At 58.8% G+C, this 15,259-nt stretch carries 15 protein-coding genes and 1 tRNA gene; 5 read left to right on the forward strand and 11 right to left on the reverse strand.

From position 1 onward, the window contains the following. Positions 1 to 189 precede the first annotated feature (189 nt). Positions 190 to 903 carry a LytR/AlgR family response regulator transcription factor gene (locus ACWI8T_RS00925; protein WP_123219552.1) on the forward strand — a complete coding sequence of 238 codons (714 nt, stop codon included), beginning with the start codon at positions 190 to 192 and terminating at the stop codon, positions 901 to 903. Positions 904 to 959: 56 nt separating this feature from the next. Here ACWI8T_RS00925 and ACWI8T_RS00930 read toward each other — a convergent pair whose 3' ends face one another. After that, positions 960 to 2,501, reverse strand: coding sequence for a hypothetical protein (locus ACWI8T_RS00930; RefSeq protein WP_449137595.1), 1,542 nt, complete (start codon positions 2,499 to 2,501; stop codon positions 960 to 962). 72 nt (positions 2,502 to 2,573) lie between these two features. Between ACWI8T_RS00930 and ACWI8T_RS00935 the strand changes: the two genes are divergently transcribed. Both ACWI8T_RS00935 and panF read left to right on the forward strand, forming a co-directional pair. Continuing rightward, positions 2,574 to 2,951 carry a YhdT family protein gene (locus ACWI8T_RS00935; RefSeq protein ID WP_449137596.1) on the forward strand — a complete coding sequence of 126 codons (378 nt, stop codon included), beginning with the start codon at positions 2,574 to 2,576 and terminating at the stop codon, positions 2,949 to 2,951. Beyond that, positions 2,938 to 4,455, forward strand: a complete 1,518-nt coding sequence (panF, locus tag ACWI8T_RS00940) for a sodium/pantothenate symporter (protein ID WP_449137597.1) — start codon at positions 2,938 to 2,940, stop codon at positions 4,453 to 4,455. The genes ACWI8T_RS00935 and panF overlap by 14 nt, the downstream gene beginning before the upstream one ends. A gap of 83 nt (positions 4,456 to 4,538) precedes the next feature. Here the strand turns inward: panF and ACWI8T_RS00945 are convergent, their stop codons facing one another. From ACWI8T_RS00945 to ACWI8T_RS00975, 7 genes are all read right to left on the reverse strand, one after another. After that, positions 4,539 to 6,263, reverse strand: a complete 1,725-nt coding sequence (locus ACWI8T_RS00945; RefSeq protein ID WP_449137598.1) for a glucose-6-phosphate isomerase — start codon at positions 6,261 to 6,263, stop codon at positions 4,539 to 4,541. Positions 6,264 to 6,521: 258 nt separating this feature from the next. Then, positions 6,522 to 7,547 carry a hydrogenase expression/formation protein HypE gene (hypE, locus tag ACWI8T_RS00950; RefSeq protein WP_281668605.1) on the reverse strand — a complete coding sequence of 342 codons (1,026 nt, stop codon included), beginning with the start codon at positions 7,545 to 7,547 and terminating at the stop codon, positions 6,522 to 6,524. 380 nt (positions 7,548 to 7,927) lie between these two features. After that, positions 7,928 to 9,007 (reverse strand): hydrogenase formation protein HypD, encoded by a 1,080-nt coding sequence (gene hypD / locus ACWI8T_RS00955; protein WP_114615299.1) that lies wholly within the window; start codon positions 9,005 to 9,007, stop codon positions 7,928 to 7,930. A 9-nt stretch (positions 9,008 to 9,016) separates the two neighbouring features. Further along, complete coding sequence (locus ACWI8T_RS00960) at positions 9,017 to 9,265, reverse strand: HypC/HybG/HupF family hydrogenase formation chaperone (protein ID WP_114615300.1); 249 nt, start codon at positions 9,263 to 9,265, stop codon at positions 9,017 to 9,019. Between the two features lie 15 nt (positions 9,266 to 9,280). Beyond that, positions 9,281 to 11,767 carry a carbamoyltransferase HypF gene (gene hypF / locus ACWI8T_RS00965; RefSeq protein WP_449137599.1) on the reverse strand — a complete coding sequence of 829 codons (2,487 nt, stop codon included), beginning with the start codon at positions 11,765 to 11,767 and terminating at the stop codon, positions 9,281 to 9,283. Positions 11,768 to 11,782: 15 nt separating this feature from the next. Further along, the gene (gene nikR / locus ACWI8T_RS00970) at positions 11,783 to 12,301 is read right to left on the reverse strand and encodes a nickel-responsive transcriptional regulator NikR (RefSeq protein ID WP_123219544.1); all 519 of its coding nucleotides are present in this window, start codon (positions 12,299 to 12,301) and stop codon (positions 11,783 to 11,785) included. Between the two features lie 3 nt (positions 12,302 to 12,304). Then, entirely contained in the window at positions 12,305 to 12,559 is a 255-nt protein-coding gene (locus ACWI8T_RS00975; RefSeq protein ID WP_114615303.1) for a dynein gamma chain protein, read from the reverse strand. Between the two features lie 304 nt (positions 12,560 to 12,863). On the opposite strand from ACWI8T_RS00975, the gene ACWI8T_RS00980 reads away from it, so the two are divergent. After that, positions 12,864 to 13,310, forward strand: a complete 447-nt coding sequence (locus tag ACWI8T_RS00980; protein WP_418349827.1) for a hypothetical protein — start codon at positions 12,864 to 12,866, stop codon at positions 13,308 to 13,310. Position 13,311: 1 nt separating this feature from the next. On the opposite strand, the gene ACWI8T_RS00985 is transcribed toward ACWI8T_RS00980, so the two are convergent. Further along, positions 13,312 to 13,668 carry a winged helix-turn-helix transcriptional regulator gene (locus ACWI8T_RS00985; protein ID WP_114615305.1) on the reverse strand — a complete coding sequence of 119 codons (357 nt, stop codon included), beginning with the start codon at positions 13,666 to 13,668 and terminating at the stop codon, positions 13,312 to 13,314. A 392-nt stretch (positions 13,669 to 14,060) separates the two neighbouring features. On the opposite strand from ACWI8T_RS00985, the gene ACWI8T_RS00990 reads away from it, so the two are divergent. Further along, positions 14,061 to 14,249 carry a 4Fe-4S binding protein gene (locus tag ACWI8T_RS00990; protein ID WP_114615306.1) on the forward strand — a complete coding sequence of 63 codons (189 nt, stop codon included), beginning with the start codon at positions 14,061 to 14,063 and terminating at the stop codon, positions 14,247 to 14,249. Between the two features lie 324 nt (positions 14,250 to 14,573). Here the strand turns inward: ACWI8T_RS00990 and ACWI8T_RS00995 are convergent. Beyond that, positions 14,574 to 14,660, reverse strand: a tRNA-Leu gene (locus ACWI8T_RS00995). A 215-nt stretch (positions 14,661 to 14,875) separates the two neighbouring features. Then, positions 14,876 to 15,079: a DUF6724 family protein gene (locus ACWI8T_RS01000; protein ID WP_114615307.1), complete on the reverse strand. Its 204-nt coding sequence runs from the start codon at positions 15,077 to 15,079 to the stop codon at positions 14,876 to 14,878. Positions 15,080 to 15,259 lie beyond the last annotated feature (180 nt).

Genomic DNA, 15,259 nt, shown 5'->3' on the forward strand with positions numbered 1-15,259 from the left:
TGGCGATATCTATAGCTTGCGTGAAGTGGGGCTAAAGGTGTCCCATTCTAGGGTTTCCATGCTTTCAAACATCGCGAATTTGGGCTACTATTCGTATACGGGCATCGCTCGCCGACGGTTTTACGCCGTTGGCATGGGGCGCTTGAGTCCGCCTTCCTTATACGAACTTTCCAGTTATTGGGGGATGCTGTGCTGAACGCGATTATCGTTGACGACGAAGCTCCTGCTCGTTCCGAGCTGCGTTACTTGCTGGGCGAAGTCGGTGGGGTCGAAGTGCTCGCCGAAGCCGCAAGTGTACGCGAGGCTATTGAGAAAATGCAGAGCTACCCCGTGGACGTGCTGTTCCTCGATGTGAGCATGCCTGAGGTCAATGGCATTCAGTTCGCCGAGGCCCTGCAGCGTTTGAAGAACCCTCCGGCGGTCATTTTCGTTACCGCCTATAGCGAGCATGCACTCGAAGGCTTCAAGGTGAATGCCGTCGATTATTTGGTGAAGCCGGTCGAAACCGATCGCCTGCAGCAGGCCGTGAATCGCGCGAGCGAATACATTACGCTGCATGTGAAGGCCAGCCAGTCGGAGCGCATTCCTGTCGAAAAGGGCGGCAAGAAGATTCTTATCCCCATCGACAGCATTCGTTTTGTTATGGCGCGCGACGATTACGCGTACCTGCAAACCGACAACGACCGCTACTTCTCCACCGTGTCGCTCGCTCAGCTCGAAAAGCGCCTCGATGGCCACGGCTTCTTCCGCGTGCATCGCGGCTACTTGGTGAACCTTTCGCATGTCGAAGAAGTCGAGCCCGTTCCCGGCGGCACGCTGCTTTTGTCGCTGAATGCCACCGACGAGAAAATCCCTGTTTCTCGCCGCCGCGTTTCCTCGCTGAAAAAGGCGTTGGGGCTGTAGAGTGCAGCAAAAATGAACTTCGAAAGGCTCGCTTTGGCGAGCCTTTTTCATATGCGCTATCCTTCTTGCCGCTCGATATGCTTACGGGCTTTTGCAATGTCGCGCTTAATGTCGGCGGCCGTTCGCAGCCTGCGTGCCACGTCGACGCCCGCGGCCTGTTCTATCTCGTCGGTCACGGGGCTTCGATAGCTGAACAAAAACCAATTCTCGGCCAAGTGGCTGCCTTCCATGCGTAAAAGCGCGTCGGCGACTTGGGCGGCGTTTCTGCTCCATCCCATATCGCTGCGAAGCAGACGCAAGGCGAAGAATGCGGCGTAGCACACCAAGAAATGCGCGCGCATGTGTATGGCATGGGCCACGGGATAGGGCGAAGGCGAGAAATCGGATTCAAGCAGCTGGAATGGCTCGGTGAGGCGCCACAGCTCGCGATAGATATGGAACAGTGTGCCGGCGGTGAGCTTCGTTTCGCTTGATGATATGCATATGTAGCCATCGAGGGCCAAATCGCGTGCCTCGTCTTCGGCGCGGCCTTGTTTGCGGGCGATTTTCGCGTAGTCGCGGCCCCAGAGCACCGTGTCTTTGACGCGAATGCCCGCCATCTCGTCGGTGCGCGATTTGACTTTGTAGCTGCCCGATTGCGTGGTGATGTAATCGGAGGCATCGGCGACCCATGCCTGAAGGTCGAAAGCGGCGGTTTCGAGCGGTCGGAAAAAGACGAACCCGTCGCCGCTCTCGGCGAGCGTCTCGGCGATTTCTCGCGCGTGGGGAGTGCGGCCCGCAACCACAATGACGCGTTTGGCGCCGAAATTGCTTTTCGCGCTCGCGACGAGCCCCGATACTTCATCGGCGCTCGGCGAGGCGCTCGTGACGTGGTAGGTCATGGGAATGCCCGTGCGGTCGAGCAGCATGCCAATGCCCATCGACAGCCCTTCGTCGCGATCGATTCCGCCCGCCAGTCGGGCGTTCGTCGCGTTCACATCGCCCGTGTCGGCCAGCGTAAAAGAAGCGAGAACCAGCAGCACCGAATTGACCTGGTAAGGCCCGCGAATTGCTTGGTAGGTTTTCGAGAGATGCGCCACGAGGGCTCGCTCGTTGCGCGCGAAGCACTGGAAAGCGGCGTACGTGTCGGCCAGCGTGAAATCGCATGTGCGCGGGAATGAGGCGCGGCGTTGCCACGTCTCGCGCTTGGGGGCCACGTGAATCATGCGTTCGGATGCGAGCATCTCGAAAATGCGGCCCGCATGCGCGGGAAAGCCGACATGTCCCGCGCGATTTTCGAAGAAGCGCCGAACGCCTAGCGCATCGAGGTATGCGAGCGCGATGGCGCTTCCCCAGCGAGCTTGGGCAATATGGGTGTCATCGATGGTCGCGTCGCGCGGAAATGTGAAAGCGATGGGCGGGTTTTCGCTTTTCGCCCGTTCGTTGAGCTCGGCGACGTAGGCTTGGAAGTGGGCGATAGGGTCGGCGTATTGGCTTGTGAATTGGTCGACGTAGCCGATCGACTCGATGGTCTTCGTCTTCGTTTTCCCGCCTTCTCGGTAGTTCTGCACAACCGAAAGGTATATGCGCTCGCCGCGCTTCGTTTTCTTCAAGTGCATAGCACACCTCCTGAGTGTAAGTATAGCCTTGCCGCTCGTTCGGAATACCCCGCTTACCCCCGCATAATGCCTATGGATAAGAAAAAATCGTTTATGCAGGTCGGCGGCGCGTACAATATGCGCGTTATCGTTCGCGGCGTGTGTGCGCCCGAAGGAGAGGAGTTATTTGTGCGGCCGGAAAAGAAGCAGTGGACCTATCGCGAGAAAATGGCGCAAGCCAATCGCGAGGCGAAGGCGACCGTGGTCGCGCTCGTGATTGTTGTGGTGGTGTGGATAGCGGCAGGCTTCGGCCTTTCCGCGTTCGATGTGGAAGTATTCGGAACGCCTATTTGGGTGTTCGGCGGAACGCTTGGCACATGGATCGCCGCTATCGTGGCGGCTGTGGTGCTGGGCCGCCGGGTGTTCGCCGATTTCGATTTGGATGAGGAGGAGCGCGATGCAAACAACTAGTATTGCGGGTCTGCTTCCCGTGCTCATTTTCCTCGTATTTGCTCTCGGGCTCGCGATTGCGGCGCGTCGTCGCTCGCGTGCTGCGGGCGAAGGCGGATTCGTGAAGGAATACTTCATCGGCAACCGCACGCTTGGCGGCTTCGTGCTGGCTATGACCACCATTGCCACCTATGGCTCGGTGAGCTCGTTTGTGGGCGGTCCTGGCCAGGCGTGGCAAACCGGCTTTGGTTGGGTATATATGGCGGCCGTGCAGGTAACGACGCTGTTTTTGCTCTACGGCATTATGGGCAAGAAGATGGCGCTTGTTTCGCGTAAGCTTGGGGCGGTCACGGTGATCGATGTGATTCGTGCCCGCTTCCGCAGCAATGCGTTGGCGAATGCTGCGGCTCTGATCATCGTGCTGTTCTTCGCAGCAACTATGGTTGCCCAGTTCGTAGGTGGCGCGAAGCTGTTTGAAGCCGTGACAGGGTATTCGTATTTTGTCGGCTTGGCCATTTTCGGCGTTGCTGTGATTATTTTCACGACGGTGGGCGGTTTCCGCGGCGTAGCCGTGACCGACGCGTTGTGCGGCATCGCTATGCTCGTGGGCATCGTGGTGCTTGCGGCTGGCATTCTTATTGCGGGCGGCGGCTGGGAAAACATCATGGGCACCATTCGCACGAACCATCCGCAGATGCTCGAGCCCCTTTCGGGCGGCACCATGCCTGTGTCGTTGTACTTCACACAGTGGCTGCTCGTCGGCATTTTCACGTTCGCGCTGCCCCAATCGGTGGTGCGATGCATGGGCTATAAAGACACGAAGAGCCTGCGCGGCGCGATGATTGGCGGCACCCTCATTATCGGCGCCATGATGATTGGCGTTACCACACTCGGCGTGCTTTCCGCGGGCGTGCTTACGGGGGACTTGGCCTCGTACGGTGGAAGCGTTGACAATATTATTCCGCGCACCATTGTGGAAACCCTGCCGCCATGGCTTGCCGGCGTTGCGATTGTCGGCCCTGTTGCCGCATCGATTTCTACTGTGTCTTCGCTGCTCATCGCCTCGTCCTCGGCCATTATCAAAGACTTGTGGCTGCACTATGCAGAAGATAGGGGCCAGCAGGTAAGCGATGCCGTCGTGGCGCGTTCGAGCCAGATTATTACCCTGGGCGTGGGCGTTATCGTATTCGTGCTTGCCGTGGTTCCGCCGAGCGTTATTTGGAAGATCAACATGTTTGCGTTCGGCGGTCTTGAAACGGCATTTTGCTGGGTTCTTGTGGGCGCGTTGTTCTTCAGGCGAGCGAACAAGGTGGGCGCGATTGCGTCGATGGTGGGCGGCACTGCCGTCTATTGCCTGTGCATGGCGCTTGGCTTCAAGCTGTTCGGCCTGCACCAAATCGTGATCGGCATCACCGTGTCGCTTCTGTGCATGGCGATTGGCTCATGGATCGGCAATCGTCGCGCAAATGCCGCCGACGCGACCGCAGACGCCGAGATGCGCGAAGTGTTCTTCCCCGAGGCGTAAGAGGGGCTTGGCTCATAATCCTCCCAAAAAGAAGAGCCCGCAGTTCATTGAGCTGCGGGCTCGTTTCGTTTCGTGGGGTGCGCCTATTCGGCAGCGCGCTCTCGCTCGATTTCGTCGAGAACCTTCATGACGGCATCGCCTAGAGCACGAATTGTCACGCCGGAATTGTCGGGCAGGTGCAGGTGCATGCAGCGGCGGCCGCGCTCAATAAGAATCGAGAGGTCGGCGGCGGCCTGCGTGCGTGCGAGCATTCCCAGGCTCTCGGGCTCAACGTGGCGCAGTGGGATGTCTTTCAATTCGTTGGCGGAAACCATGAGGAATACGCCGTTGTTGGTGCCGCCTTTTTGCAGCTGGCCCGTGGAATGCAGGTAGCGGGGGCCAATCTCGAGGCAGCTTACGACGCCGAGCTTGTCGGCGACACCATGGCGAATAACCTCGAGCGCTTCGCGGCGCCCTTCGCCGTCGAAGGGCAAGAACGCATCGAGCGCGAAGTAGTCGCCCGGCTTAATCGACGCAAACAGGTTGCGCAAGGCTCCCATGAGCGTGTCCGATTTGATGCACGGCGCAATGGTGACCTCGGCTTCGCCCATGTTCACGTTGCCGATGAAGTTCTCGGTGAAATCGGGCTCCGGGCACCCTTCCGCGAGGAACTTCAGCGCGGCGGCCTTGGTGGAGGCGACGTCGGGCTGGTCAAACGGGCAGCGCTTCATAAGATAGCCGCACATGGCCGTTGCATATTCCCACATCACGAAGTGCTCGGCCAAATCGAGCACGCTGTCGATGCGGAAGGAAAGGCGCGGAATGGCCGGGTCGAGGTAGGCGAGGCTCATATCGAAGTTCTTGCGCTCGTCCCACAGGTCGGTTTTGGTTTGATAGGTGATGACGCTGCGGTCTTTCGGGTCTTCGGTAAGAAGCAGCGTGTCGAGCTCGATGTTCGGCAGAATTCCCACGCCCTGCTTGCCGAGGCTTTCGGCGACAAGCTGCTCAATCCAAAGGCCAAGCACGCGTCCGCGTTTCGGCGTGAGGAAGCTGAATTTGTCGCGGCCGTTCAAGTAGCTGTCGTACAGGAAGCTGGCCAGCGTAATGGCGGGGTTGTCGATGGAGTTTTCGCTGCAGACGCGTTCGGCGTCTTTGGCATGGCCCAAAAAACCGCCCAGGTCGATGCCGACGAGCGCGGCGGGCACGAGTCCGAATACCGAAAGCGCGCTGAAGCGTCCGCCAACGGTGGGCTCGCCAAGGAAGCATGCGCGCCAGCCTTCATCATGGGCGCGCTTCTCCAAGTCGCTGCCGGGATCGGTGATGGCGACCAGGTGCGAGGGAATTTTCTCGGTTTTCAGGTACATCTCAAAGTGATCAAGCACAGCGTCGAGTACGCTGCGCATCTCAATGGTGCCGCCCGATTTGCTGGAAACGAGCACGAGCGTGCGTTCCAAATCGAGGCCTGCAAGAATCGAGCGCACGCGAACGGGCGATACGGAGTCGAGCACCTTGAAGTCGAGCGCGTTGCGGTCGACTTTGTTGTATTTGGTGATGGTCATGGGAGCCTGAGTGGAGCCGCCCTGACCAATAAGCAAAACGGTCTTGAAGCCTTCGGCGATGATGCCTTCTGCGAAAGCCTGGATTTTTTTATAAGGATAGGGCGGCTGGCTCGCAAGCGTTGCCCAGCCGGTGTAGTTCTTTGCGCATTCGGCGGCAGCTTCGTCGAAATCGTAGAGGCTTGCATCCTTGGCGTGAAGGCGGCTGGCGACTTTGTCGCGAACCAGGATTTTCGCCGAGGGGTAGAGCTTCTCGGTGTCGTTGATGAGCATGGTTCCTCTTTCTCGCAATTATTATGCGAATGCGGGGAGCAATCTGGTACGGGTGTTGCCGAAAGCTCCCCTTCACGAAGCAGGCGCGCAGAAAACGCGCGCCTGAGTGATTTCTTCGTTGTTGGGGTATTGTACCGAAATCGGGCCTCAACTGGAAATTATCACCTGTTCAATGTGGAGGTGACGTGATGGAGGAGCGGATGCGGCCGTAAGAAAATGGGGGTAGAGGATGTTTTCCCTGCCCCCCATTGCGGGTAATTAACAAATGCGCGGAAGCTGTTCGCCCACGAGCATGTCGAGGATGCGGCGCGTGCCGAAGCCCGTTTCCAGGAAAACCTTTGGACCGCGGGTCACGTTGGCTTCTTCGACGCGGCCGATAATGGCGGCATCGGCGCCGTATTTGTTGGCCTTCATGGCGGCAAGCGCCGCTTCGGCCTGCTCGGCGGGCACGATGCAAACCATTTTGCCTTCGTTGGCAACCTGGAACACGTCGTAGCCGAGCATGTCGCACGCGCCACGTACCACGTCTTTCACGGGAACGTCGTCTTCCGAGACCACCATGTCAACGCCGCTTTGCGCACCCAATTCGTTGAGCGTCGAGGCCAGGCCGCCGCGAGTGGGGTCGCGGAAGCAGCGCGTATCGGGGGCGGCGGCGAGCACGTCGGCAATAAGGCCGTTCAGGGGGGCGGCGTCGCTTTCGATAGGGGCGTTGAACGAGAGGTTCTCGCGTTGGCTCATGATGCAAATGCCGTGATCGCCCAGCGTTCCGGAAAGCAGAATAGCGTCTCCCGGTTTGCAGTTCGCGCCAGAAAGCTCTACGCCAGCCGGCACCAAGCCCACGCCTGCCGTGTTGATGTAAATGCCGTCGCCGTGTCCGCGATTCACGACCTTCGTGTCGCCCGTCACCACATGCACGCCGGCTTCGGCAGCGACTTCGCGAATCGTTTCGCAAATGCGGCGCAGGTCATCCATGGGAAAGCCCTCTTCGAGAACCATGGCGACCGAGAGGTATTTCACCTTGGCGCCGCTTGTGGCAACGTCGTTTACCGTGCCGCAAACGGCCAGGCGGCCGATGTTGCCGCCGGGAAAGAAATGCGGCGTGACCACGAACGTGTCGGTGGAAAACGCCAGGCGCTCGCCGGGGGCGGGGGCGGGCAGGAGCGCCGCGTCGTTGCCCTGGGCAAGTTCTTCAGAGCCATAGGTCGCGGCGAACACGTCGTCGATGATGCGCTTCATCATGGTTCCGCCGGAGCCATGACCCAAAAGAACAGTTTCGTCAGCCATTATGAAAACTCCCTTCATTGGGTGATGAGTGTGGACCCATCCAGTAATAGCGGGATTCGCTCAAATTCGTCAGCTTTATAGCTTGACGCATTGGAATGAATCTTCAAACGGCAGAAATGCCCGATGTTTCGTTTGCCTCGCCAAAAGGCGAAGCAAACGAAACGAGTATTCCCATCGTCCAGCGAACGAGGAAAGCGCCGCGTTTTCCTCGTTCGCTGGACGGTTTCGGGAGCGCCGGGCGGAGGGGACCGATTTGGCATGCTCGGTTTCTCAATTTCTCCCAAAACGGGAAACCGGAGCGAGGCGCATAGGCCGCGAAGCGGCCGGTAGTTGAGCGGGCATGCCAAATCGGCCCCCTCCGCCCGGCGCGGACAACAACCCTAGTAATACCTGAAATACGCAGCGCAGGAGCCCTCGGAGCTCACCATGCAGGGTCCCACGGGGTTTTCTGGCGTGCAAACCTTGCGGAACAGCGGGCACTCGCTTGGCGCCATAATGCCGCGCAGGACATCGCCGCAGCGGCAACCCTTCGGTTCAATTGTGGGCTCTACCTCGACCTCATGCACGCGCATCGCATCGAAATCGGCGAATTCATCGCGAATTCGGTAGCCGCTTCCCTCAATGGGGCCAAGGCCGCGCCATGTCGCGGTGCAGGTATCGAACACCTCGTCAATCGCGGCAAGCGCCACGGGGTTGCCTTCGGGCATGACGCCGCGCGCGTACGCGTTCTCGATTTCGGCGCGTCCTTCGTGCAGCTGGCGCATGATCATGGCGATGCCTTCGAGCACGTCAAGCGGCTCGAACCCGGTGATAACGCCGGGGATGTGGTATTTCTCGGCCAAAAACTGGTAAGGCTTCATTCCGATGATGGTGCTTACGTGCCCCGGCAAAATGAGGGCGTTAACCTTCAGCTCGGGGTCGCCCATGAGCACGTCGAGCGCACCGGGCATGTTCTTGTGTGCTGCATACACGCTGAAATTGGCAAGCCCCATCGCCTTGGCGCGTTTGATCGCCATGGCAACGAGCGGCGTGGTGGTTTCAAAGCCGACGCCTACGAAAATGACGGGACGCGTGGGGTTTTCCTTGGCGACCGTCAGTGCGTCGAGGGGCGAATACACAATGCGAATGTCGCGTCCCGCGGCCTGTTCCTTAAGGAGCGAGCTCGTGGAGCCGGGCACGCGCGTCATGTCTCCGAAGGTGGTGATAATCACGTTCGGAACGCGCGAGAGCGCGATAACCGTATCGATGTCGTGGTTGCTCGTCACGCATACGGGGCAGCCTGGACCGCTTGCAAGGCGGCAGCCTTCGGGCATGAGCGAACGAATGCCGTTTCGGGCAATGGCGACGGTGTGCGTTCCGCATACTTCCATAAGGGTCGCATGCTCGGGCGCGAGTGCCTGGATGCTTTCGATGAGCCCGCGTGCAAGCACGGGGTCTTTGAAACTGTTTTGGTCAACCATGGCCGCCACCTACACCGCGGGCGCGGGTTGTACGTCGTCGGCGAATTCGGGGAATTGGCGAATAAGGTCGAGCGTTTCGTTCGCGGCCTGTTCGCTTACCACCTCAATCGCGAATCCCGCATGCACCAACACGTAATCGCCTACGGTTGCCTGCGGAGTAAGGTCGATGGAAATGGAGCGCGTGACGCCCAAAATGTCGACGGTAGCCATGTTGCCCTCGTCGAGCTCGGTGATTTTTGCGGGAATCGCAAGGCACATACTGGGTTCCTCCCTCTATTTCTGCGCATCTGCCCCAGCGTGGCGCGCTGCGGCGATGACGGCTTGTCCGAATGAAATGCCGCCGTCGTTGCACGGCAGCTCTTTATTGAGCGCGACGGTGAATCCGGCGGCTTCGAGCGCGGCGAGCGTATGCTCGAGCAGGTAGCGGTTCATGAATACACCGCCCGAAAGCGCAACGGTGGAAATGCCGTAGGCCGCGTTTGCCACCAGGCATGCCTGCATAATGGCTTCGACCATGGCGTCGTGGAACTTGCGGGCGATGGCCGACGTCGCCACGCCTGCCGCCATGTCGTCGAGCATGCTCGCGAATACGGGCTGGGCGTCGAGCAGAATGACGCTCGTGTCGTGCGCGGTGCTGTCGGGGTTGGCGCAATTCTTGGAGACGCCCATATGGTAGGCGTCGCCTGCGGCTTCAGGGTCGATGGTTCGCTTTCGGCCCAGCGAGGCGTCGCTTATGGCCGCTTCCAGCAGCACAGCGGCTTCGCCCTCGTAGGCGGGGTGCTCGCATACGCCCAAAAGCGCGCTTGCGGCGTCGAACAGTCGGCCGACGCTTGAGGTGCGCGGGCAATTCAGGTCGCGTTCAATCATGTGGTCGCACACGTGGGCGGCATCGCCGAGCGCCTCAATCGCGGGGATGGCTGCGGGGTGATCGAGCAAGTCGAATTCGTGCAGCGCCCCATAGGCCATACGCAGTGGGTTTTTCACCGCCGCCGCGCCGCCTGGCATGGGGAGGTAGGCGAAGTTCGCGAACCTCTCGAAATCGGTTCGATTCGCGAGCAGAACCTCGCCGCCCCAAATGCGCCCGTCGTAACCGTAGCCCGTGCCATCGAAGGCAACGCCAATGGTCGCCTCGTCGAGGCCGCATTCGGCCATGGCGCTTACGATGTGCGCGTGGTGGTGCTGAATTTTCTCAAGGGGCAGCTCTTCGCCTGCGTCGACTGCGCGACGATGGGCCTCTTCGGCCCATTTCGACGAGAGGTACTCGGGATGCATGTCGGCCACAAGGCTTTCGGGTGCGGCTTGGAACAGGCTTTCGAAATGCTTTTTTGCCGAAAGCCACGCGTCGAACGTCTCGGCGTTTTCCATGTCGCCAATATGCTGGCTCACGAATGCCTCGTCTCCGCGCAGCAGGCAGAACGTATTCTTTTGCTCGGGGCCCGCGGCGAACAGCACGCGTTTTGTTTGGCTGCTGGTTTGGTCGCCCTTCTTCGCAAGCGAAATCGGCATGGGCGCGAACCCGCGCGCGCGGCGCACCATTTGCACGGCGTCGCCGGCGCTTCCCGCCGAAATCACGCGCACGACCGAATCGTCGAAGCGGCAACGAATGGGGCGATTGTTGCCCAGAAACGCGTCGGCGATGCTCGCGAGCTGGGAGCGCGCCTCATCATCGGTCATGCAAATGGGCTCATCGTGCAGATTGCCCGACGTCATGACGAGCGGACCGCCGAACGCGGCAAGCAGCAGGTGCTGCACCGGCGCATACGGCAGCATAACGCCCAGTTCGGGAAGATGGTCGGCGAGGCCCGCCGCGAATTTCGCGTCGTCGCGCTTCTTCAAGAGCACGATGGGTCGCTGCGTGCCTGTGAGCAAGCGGCGTTCGGCATCGTTGACCTGACAGGTTTCACGCACGTCGTCGAGTGTGCGATACATAACCGCGAATGCTTTGCCTTCGCGGCGTTTGCGGCGGCGCAGCTCGGCGAGGGCTTCGGGGTTGCGCGCATCGCATGCTAAATGAAAGCCGCCAAGGCCCTTCACGGCAACAATGGCCCCTTCATGCAAAAGTTCGGCTGCGCGCGCGAAAATCGCATCGCTGGCCTGAAGGGTGCTGCCCCACAACGTTCCGTCTTCGTCAATGTCGGCGCCGTCAAAGGCTTCGTTCGTCGCGGGGGTTTCCGTAAAGCCCTTTTCCCACCAGGAGATATGAGGGCCGCATTCGAAGCATGCGTCGGGCTGTGCGTGGAAACGTCTGTCGGTCGGGTTGCGATATTCGGCGTCGCACGCTTCGCACATGGGAAAGCCTGCCATGGAAGTTTTCGCGCGATCATAAGGGAGGCTGTCGATAATCGTGAAGCGCGGTCCGCAATTCGTGCAATTGATGAATGGGTAATGGTAGCGGCGGTTGTGCGGGTCGAACAGCTCGGCCACGCATTCGTCGCATGTTGCCAAGTCGGGCGATACCAGGGTGGTCGCGTCGGCTTCGGCTTCGTCTGAATAGCGAATCTCGAAATTGGAGAACCCCTCGAGCGGGGCTTCTTTCATATTGATTTCGTCCACGCGCGAGGCGGCCGGCGCATTGCTATTGATTTCCATAACCAATGCGTCGATGTCTTCGGGCTCGCCTTCCGCGTGCACGAAGACGCCCGCGGTGGCGTTGAGCACCCAACCGCAGATGTTGTGGCGCAGCGCGGCGTTGAAGACGAACGGGCGAAAGCCTACGCCTTGAACGACGCCGTGAACTTCTATGTCGAGGGCTTCTCTCATGGATGCTCCTTGGGGCTAGTGCGTGTGGCTATGGCCGTGGGTATGCGGATGGTCGTGCGCGTAAGCGCGTGCAGCATTCACGGCATCGGTGCCCGGCGTGGGCTGATTGTCGTAGATGCCATGTCCCGTCGAGGTCATGGTGAGATGCCCGTGCGTCACGCCCTTTGTGCCCAGGATAATATTTGAGATGGTTTGAATCAGGCCGCTTTCGCCGCGCAGGATAATGACTTCCATGCAGGTTTCGGCATCGAGATGCACATGCATGCTCGAAACAATTTGCTCGAAGAACTCGTGCTGGATGCCGTCGAGTTTGTCGCGTACGTCTCCCGTGTGATGGTTGAACACGATGGTGAGCGTGCCCATGACCTCTTCGCCAGGCATGGAGCATTCTTCGTCGATGAGCGCGTCGCGCACCAGGTCGCGAATGACCTCGCTGCGGTTTTTCGCCAGGCCGCGTCGCGCGACCAGGGCATCGAAGCGAACCAAGAGGCTCTCGGGCATTGCAACCGAGAACCTCATAAGGTCTTGAGCCATGATTTACACCAGTTTGACGGTTACGCCGCTGGCTTTTTCGGCGTCGTCTTCCAGGGCTTCTTTGGCGTCGTCGAGCAGCGCGCGAATGTCGTCGAGCGCGCTCATGGCTGCGTGGAGCTTCTCTCCAGCGGTTTCAAAGCCCGCGTCTTCTGCCTGGTGGGCCAGGTTGTGAGCCCAGCGGCGCTCCAGCTTGATGTGGTCGTCGATCTGTTCGATCATTTGCTCGAACTGGCCGGTGTTAATGCCGTTGGTGCACATGGTGGCTCCTCTCGCTGCGCCTCGCAGGCAACGCTTTGGCCTCGCTGGCCGGTGGTCGTTGGGGTTGGCGCAAAAAATGGCGATGGGCGCGATGGGCGCTCATCCGTACGGTTTTCGGCGGGCGTTCGCTTTTAGACGTTACGTTGTCGCTCGCGACTGGAAGTGCGGCGATTGGGCGCGTTGCCTTTCGGGCGGGTTGCTCCGTCGGAGTTGCCCCGAAGAGGGTTTTGCTGTTTGGCCTCTCGGGTTTGGGGCTATTATGGTCCTGCGCGTGTTGCATTGAAAGCAAGAAAAGGGGATAGGTGTGAAAAAACCAGTGAAAAGTAACATGTATCTCGATGCGAAGTTCGAGCAGCTCGCGGAATACGATGCGGCTATTGCGGGCGACGTGGATGCCGATGCGTGCATCGTTGGTTTTGGCGAATTGCCTGACCAGGTGTTTTCCGCGCTTTGCGCGGCATGCGCAGGTATTGGCATGCCAGACCCCGTGATAGTGGATGCGTCGCTTGTCGGCGACCCCGCGCGTGCGACGTTCGTAGTGGAAGCGCTTGACCCAGCGGCGATTATCGTGGCCGATGGGATTGCGGCGGCCATGCTCTCAGATGGCTACCATGCAAAGCTGCCGCTCAATGCCGCGACGCGCTTGTTGGGGCGCCCGTTCGTGGCGTTCGAATCGTTCCAGGAAGATTTGTCTGACGACAAATTGAAGCAGCGTGACTGGGCGCTCATCAAAACGCTGAAACGTGCGTAACTTAGTTCTGCTTGTAGGTGGCTTCTTCTTCAATAATGAGTTCGGCCATGTGTGCCTCGCCCCAGACGCGCATGGCGTCGATGACGGGCTCGAGGCTGCGGCCGCGATCGGTGAGCGTATATTCGACGCGCGGTGGCACTTCGGCAAACACTTCACGCTTGAGCAGGCCGTCTTCTTCCATGGCACGCAAATTTGAGGTGAGCACTTTTTGGGAGATGCTGCCGATAGATTTCTTCAGCTCGCCAAAGCGTTTCGTGCCGGTAAGAAGGTCGCGAAGAATGAGGACTTTCCATTTGTCAGACATGAAGGAAAGCGTCGCCTCGACGGGAGATGAAGTTCTAGACAGCTTAGTGGCCATGTGCCATGGATCCTTTCGCTCGTGCGGTGTTTAAGGTGTGTGTAAGCGAAACTTATGAAATTGTGTGCGGTTGCTGGTTGCACGGTGGTTAGTATCCCACAGAAACCTGATTACCGCAAATAATTCATAGGGTTTCCTATGAAAAAAAACGAGCAATTCGAAAATGCAATTTGTTGCATGCGGCTACCTTCTGAACGTGTGACGTGGGGTTTTGCTAACGCGTTACAAAAAGCTTGGAACCGTTCAACGCCATTTCCGAATTTCTTCTTGCAAACGCTGCAAGTCATGGTATTTTGCGGTCAGTGATTTGAGCCGGCGGGGTGCCGGTTTGAGTTTTTGTCAGTGTTGATTTTCAGCGTTGAAGCTGAGTACACAAGTGAGAGGAGCGCACAATGGCTCATCCTGTGCTTGAAACCGAAGAGTGCATTGGCTGCGGCATTTGCGTTGACGCTTGCCCGCAGGACGTTTTGGAGATTGCCGGCGGCGTTGTCGTTGTCGAGAACGAAGATGCATGCATCGCCTGCGGCGACTGCGTCGAGGAATGCCCCATGGGCTGCATCACCGAGATCAGCGAAGACTAATTCAGATTTTGGCTGCTTCCGAAGGCCCCGTGTTCAAGACGAGCGCGGGGCCTTCGTGCGTTTTTGGGTCGAAAAGCCAGTCGGCTTGGTTTGGGCCTGTGGGGCGGAGTTTGCGGAATGAAGGCGGCTTGGTTTTATGGGGCAAGGTGCGCGTCGTTTTTTGATGTTTGCGCAGATGGCGCTTGTTTTTCTGTGAAACCTTGTTTGAAGAGCCGCTCGCGCTAAAGGTCGCTTTGTTTGAAGCGACGTTGGGTCCAAAGACTGGGCCGCATATTCGATGAAATAAAAAAGACCAGGAGTGAACTCCTGGTCTCAAGTTTTAAGTGGTGCGGGTGAAAGGACTTGAACCTTCATGGGGTTGCCCCCATACGGACCTGAACCGTACGCGTCTGCCAATTCCGCCACACCCGCGTGGCTTCTTGCGAAGCGAGTTAGTACTATATCCGAAGCGATTCATGGATGCAAGCACCTTTTTCGAAAAAAGCGAGATTTTTGGTTTCGGTGCCATGGGACTGCTTTTTGGAGGCGCTCGTTTTCGCGGGCGATATCTTCCAAATAAAAATGCCGACACGAGGTCGGCATTTCTTTCGACGGTTGGGGCCTGAGGTGCCCAGTTGGTTCAGAGACTACTCGTCCTCGTCGTCATCGTCATCGAAGAAGGTGAAATCGTCATCATCGTCTTCGACCTCGCCGCGATCCTTGAACGCTTGGCGGGTGCGCCACTCCATAATCACGCACACCAAAACCGAAATCACGAGGCCCGCAAGCACCAGAATGCCCACGCCAGCGAATGACTCGAAGAAAAAGTGGTACAGCGACTCTATGCTCATGACGATCTTCCTAAGTTTTAGATGAGTAATTGCGCCTTCGCGCATCTGCGATTCTAAACGATTGTGCGCAGAAGTTGGGCGAGACTTGTTCATATTGCAGAGAACCAAACAACCTCGCGGGACGGGGCGTGCGTGCGGGGGGATTACGCGCTTGTGGCGCTTAGCGTGTTTTTGGGCGCA

The organism is Slackia sp. (genome assembly GCF_977041755.1).

Coding starts and splice junctions, on each gene's coding strand:
- ACWI8T_RS00930 (WP_449137595.1), bottom strand. CDS start 2,501: ATGCACTTGAAGAAAACGAAGCGCGGCGAGCGCATATACCTTTCGGTT.
- ACWI8T_RS00985 (WP_114615305.1), bottom strand. CDS start 13,668: ATGGCCACTAAGCTGTCTAGAACTTCATCTCCCGTCGAGGCGACGCTT.
- ACWI8T_RS00945 (WP_449137598.1), bottom strand. CDS start 6,263: ATGCTCATCAACGACACCGAGAAGCTCTACCCCTCGGCGAAAATCCTG.
- hypD (WP_114615299.1), bottom strand. CDS start 9,007: ATGGTTGACCAAAACAGTTTCAAAGACCCCGTGCTTGCACGCGGGCTC.
- ACWI8T_RS00960 (WP_114615300.1), bottom strand. CDS start 9,265: ATGTGCCTTGCGATTCCCGCAAAAATCACCGAGCTCGACGAGGGCAAC.
- ACWI8T_RS00975 (WP_114615303.1), bottom strand. CDS start 12,559: ATGTGCACCAACGGCATTAACACCGGCCAGTTCGAGCAAATGATCGAA.
- panF (WP_449137597.1), top strand. CDS start 2,938: ATGCAAACAACTAGTATTGCGGGTCTGCTTCCCGTGCTCATTTTCCTC.
- hypE (WP_281668605.1), bottom strand. CDS start 7,547: ATGGCTGACGAAACTGTTCTTTTGGGTCATGGCTCCGGCGGAACCATG.
- ACWI8T_RS01000 (WP_114615307.1), bottom strand. CDS start 15,079: ATGAGCATAGAGTCGCTGTACCACTTTTTCTTCGAGTCATTCGCTGGC.
- hypF (WP_449137599.1), bottom strand. CDS start 11,767: ATGAGAGAAGCCCTCGACATAGAAGTTCACGGCGTCGTTCAAGGCGTA.
- ACWI8T_RS00935 (WP_449137596.1), top strand. CDS start 2,574: ATGGATAAGAAAAAATCGTTTATGCAGGTCGGCGGCGCGTACAATATG.
- ACWI8T_RS00990 (WP_114615306.1), top strand. CDS start 14,061: ATGGCTCATCCTGTGCTTGAAACCGAAGAGTGCATTGGCTGCGGCATT.
- nikR (WP_123219544.1), bottom strand. CDS start 12,301: ATGGCTCAAGACCTTATGAGGTTCTCGGTTGCAATGCCCGAGAGCCTC.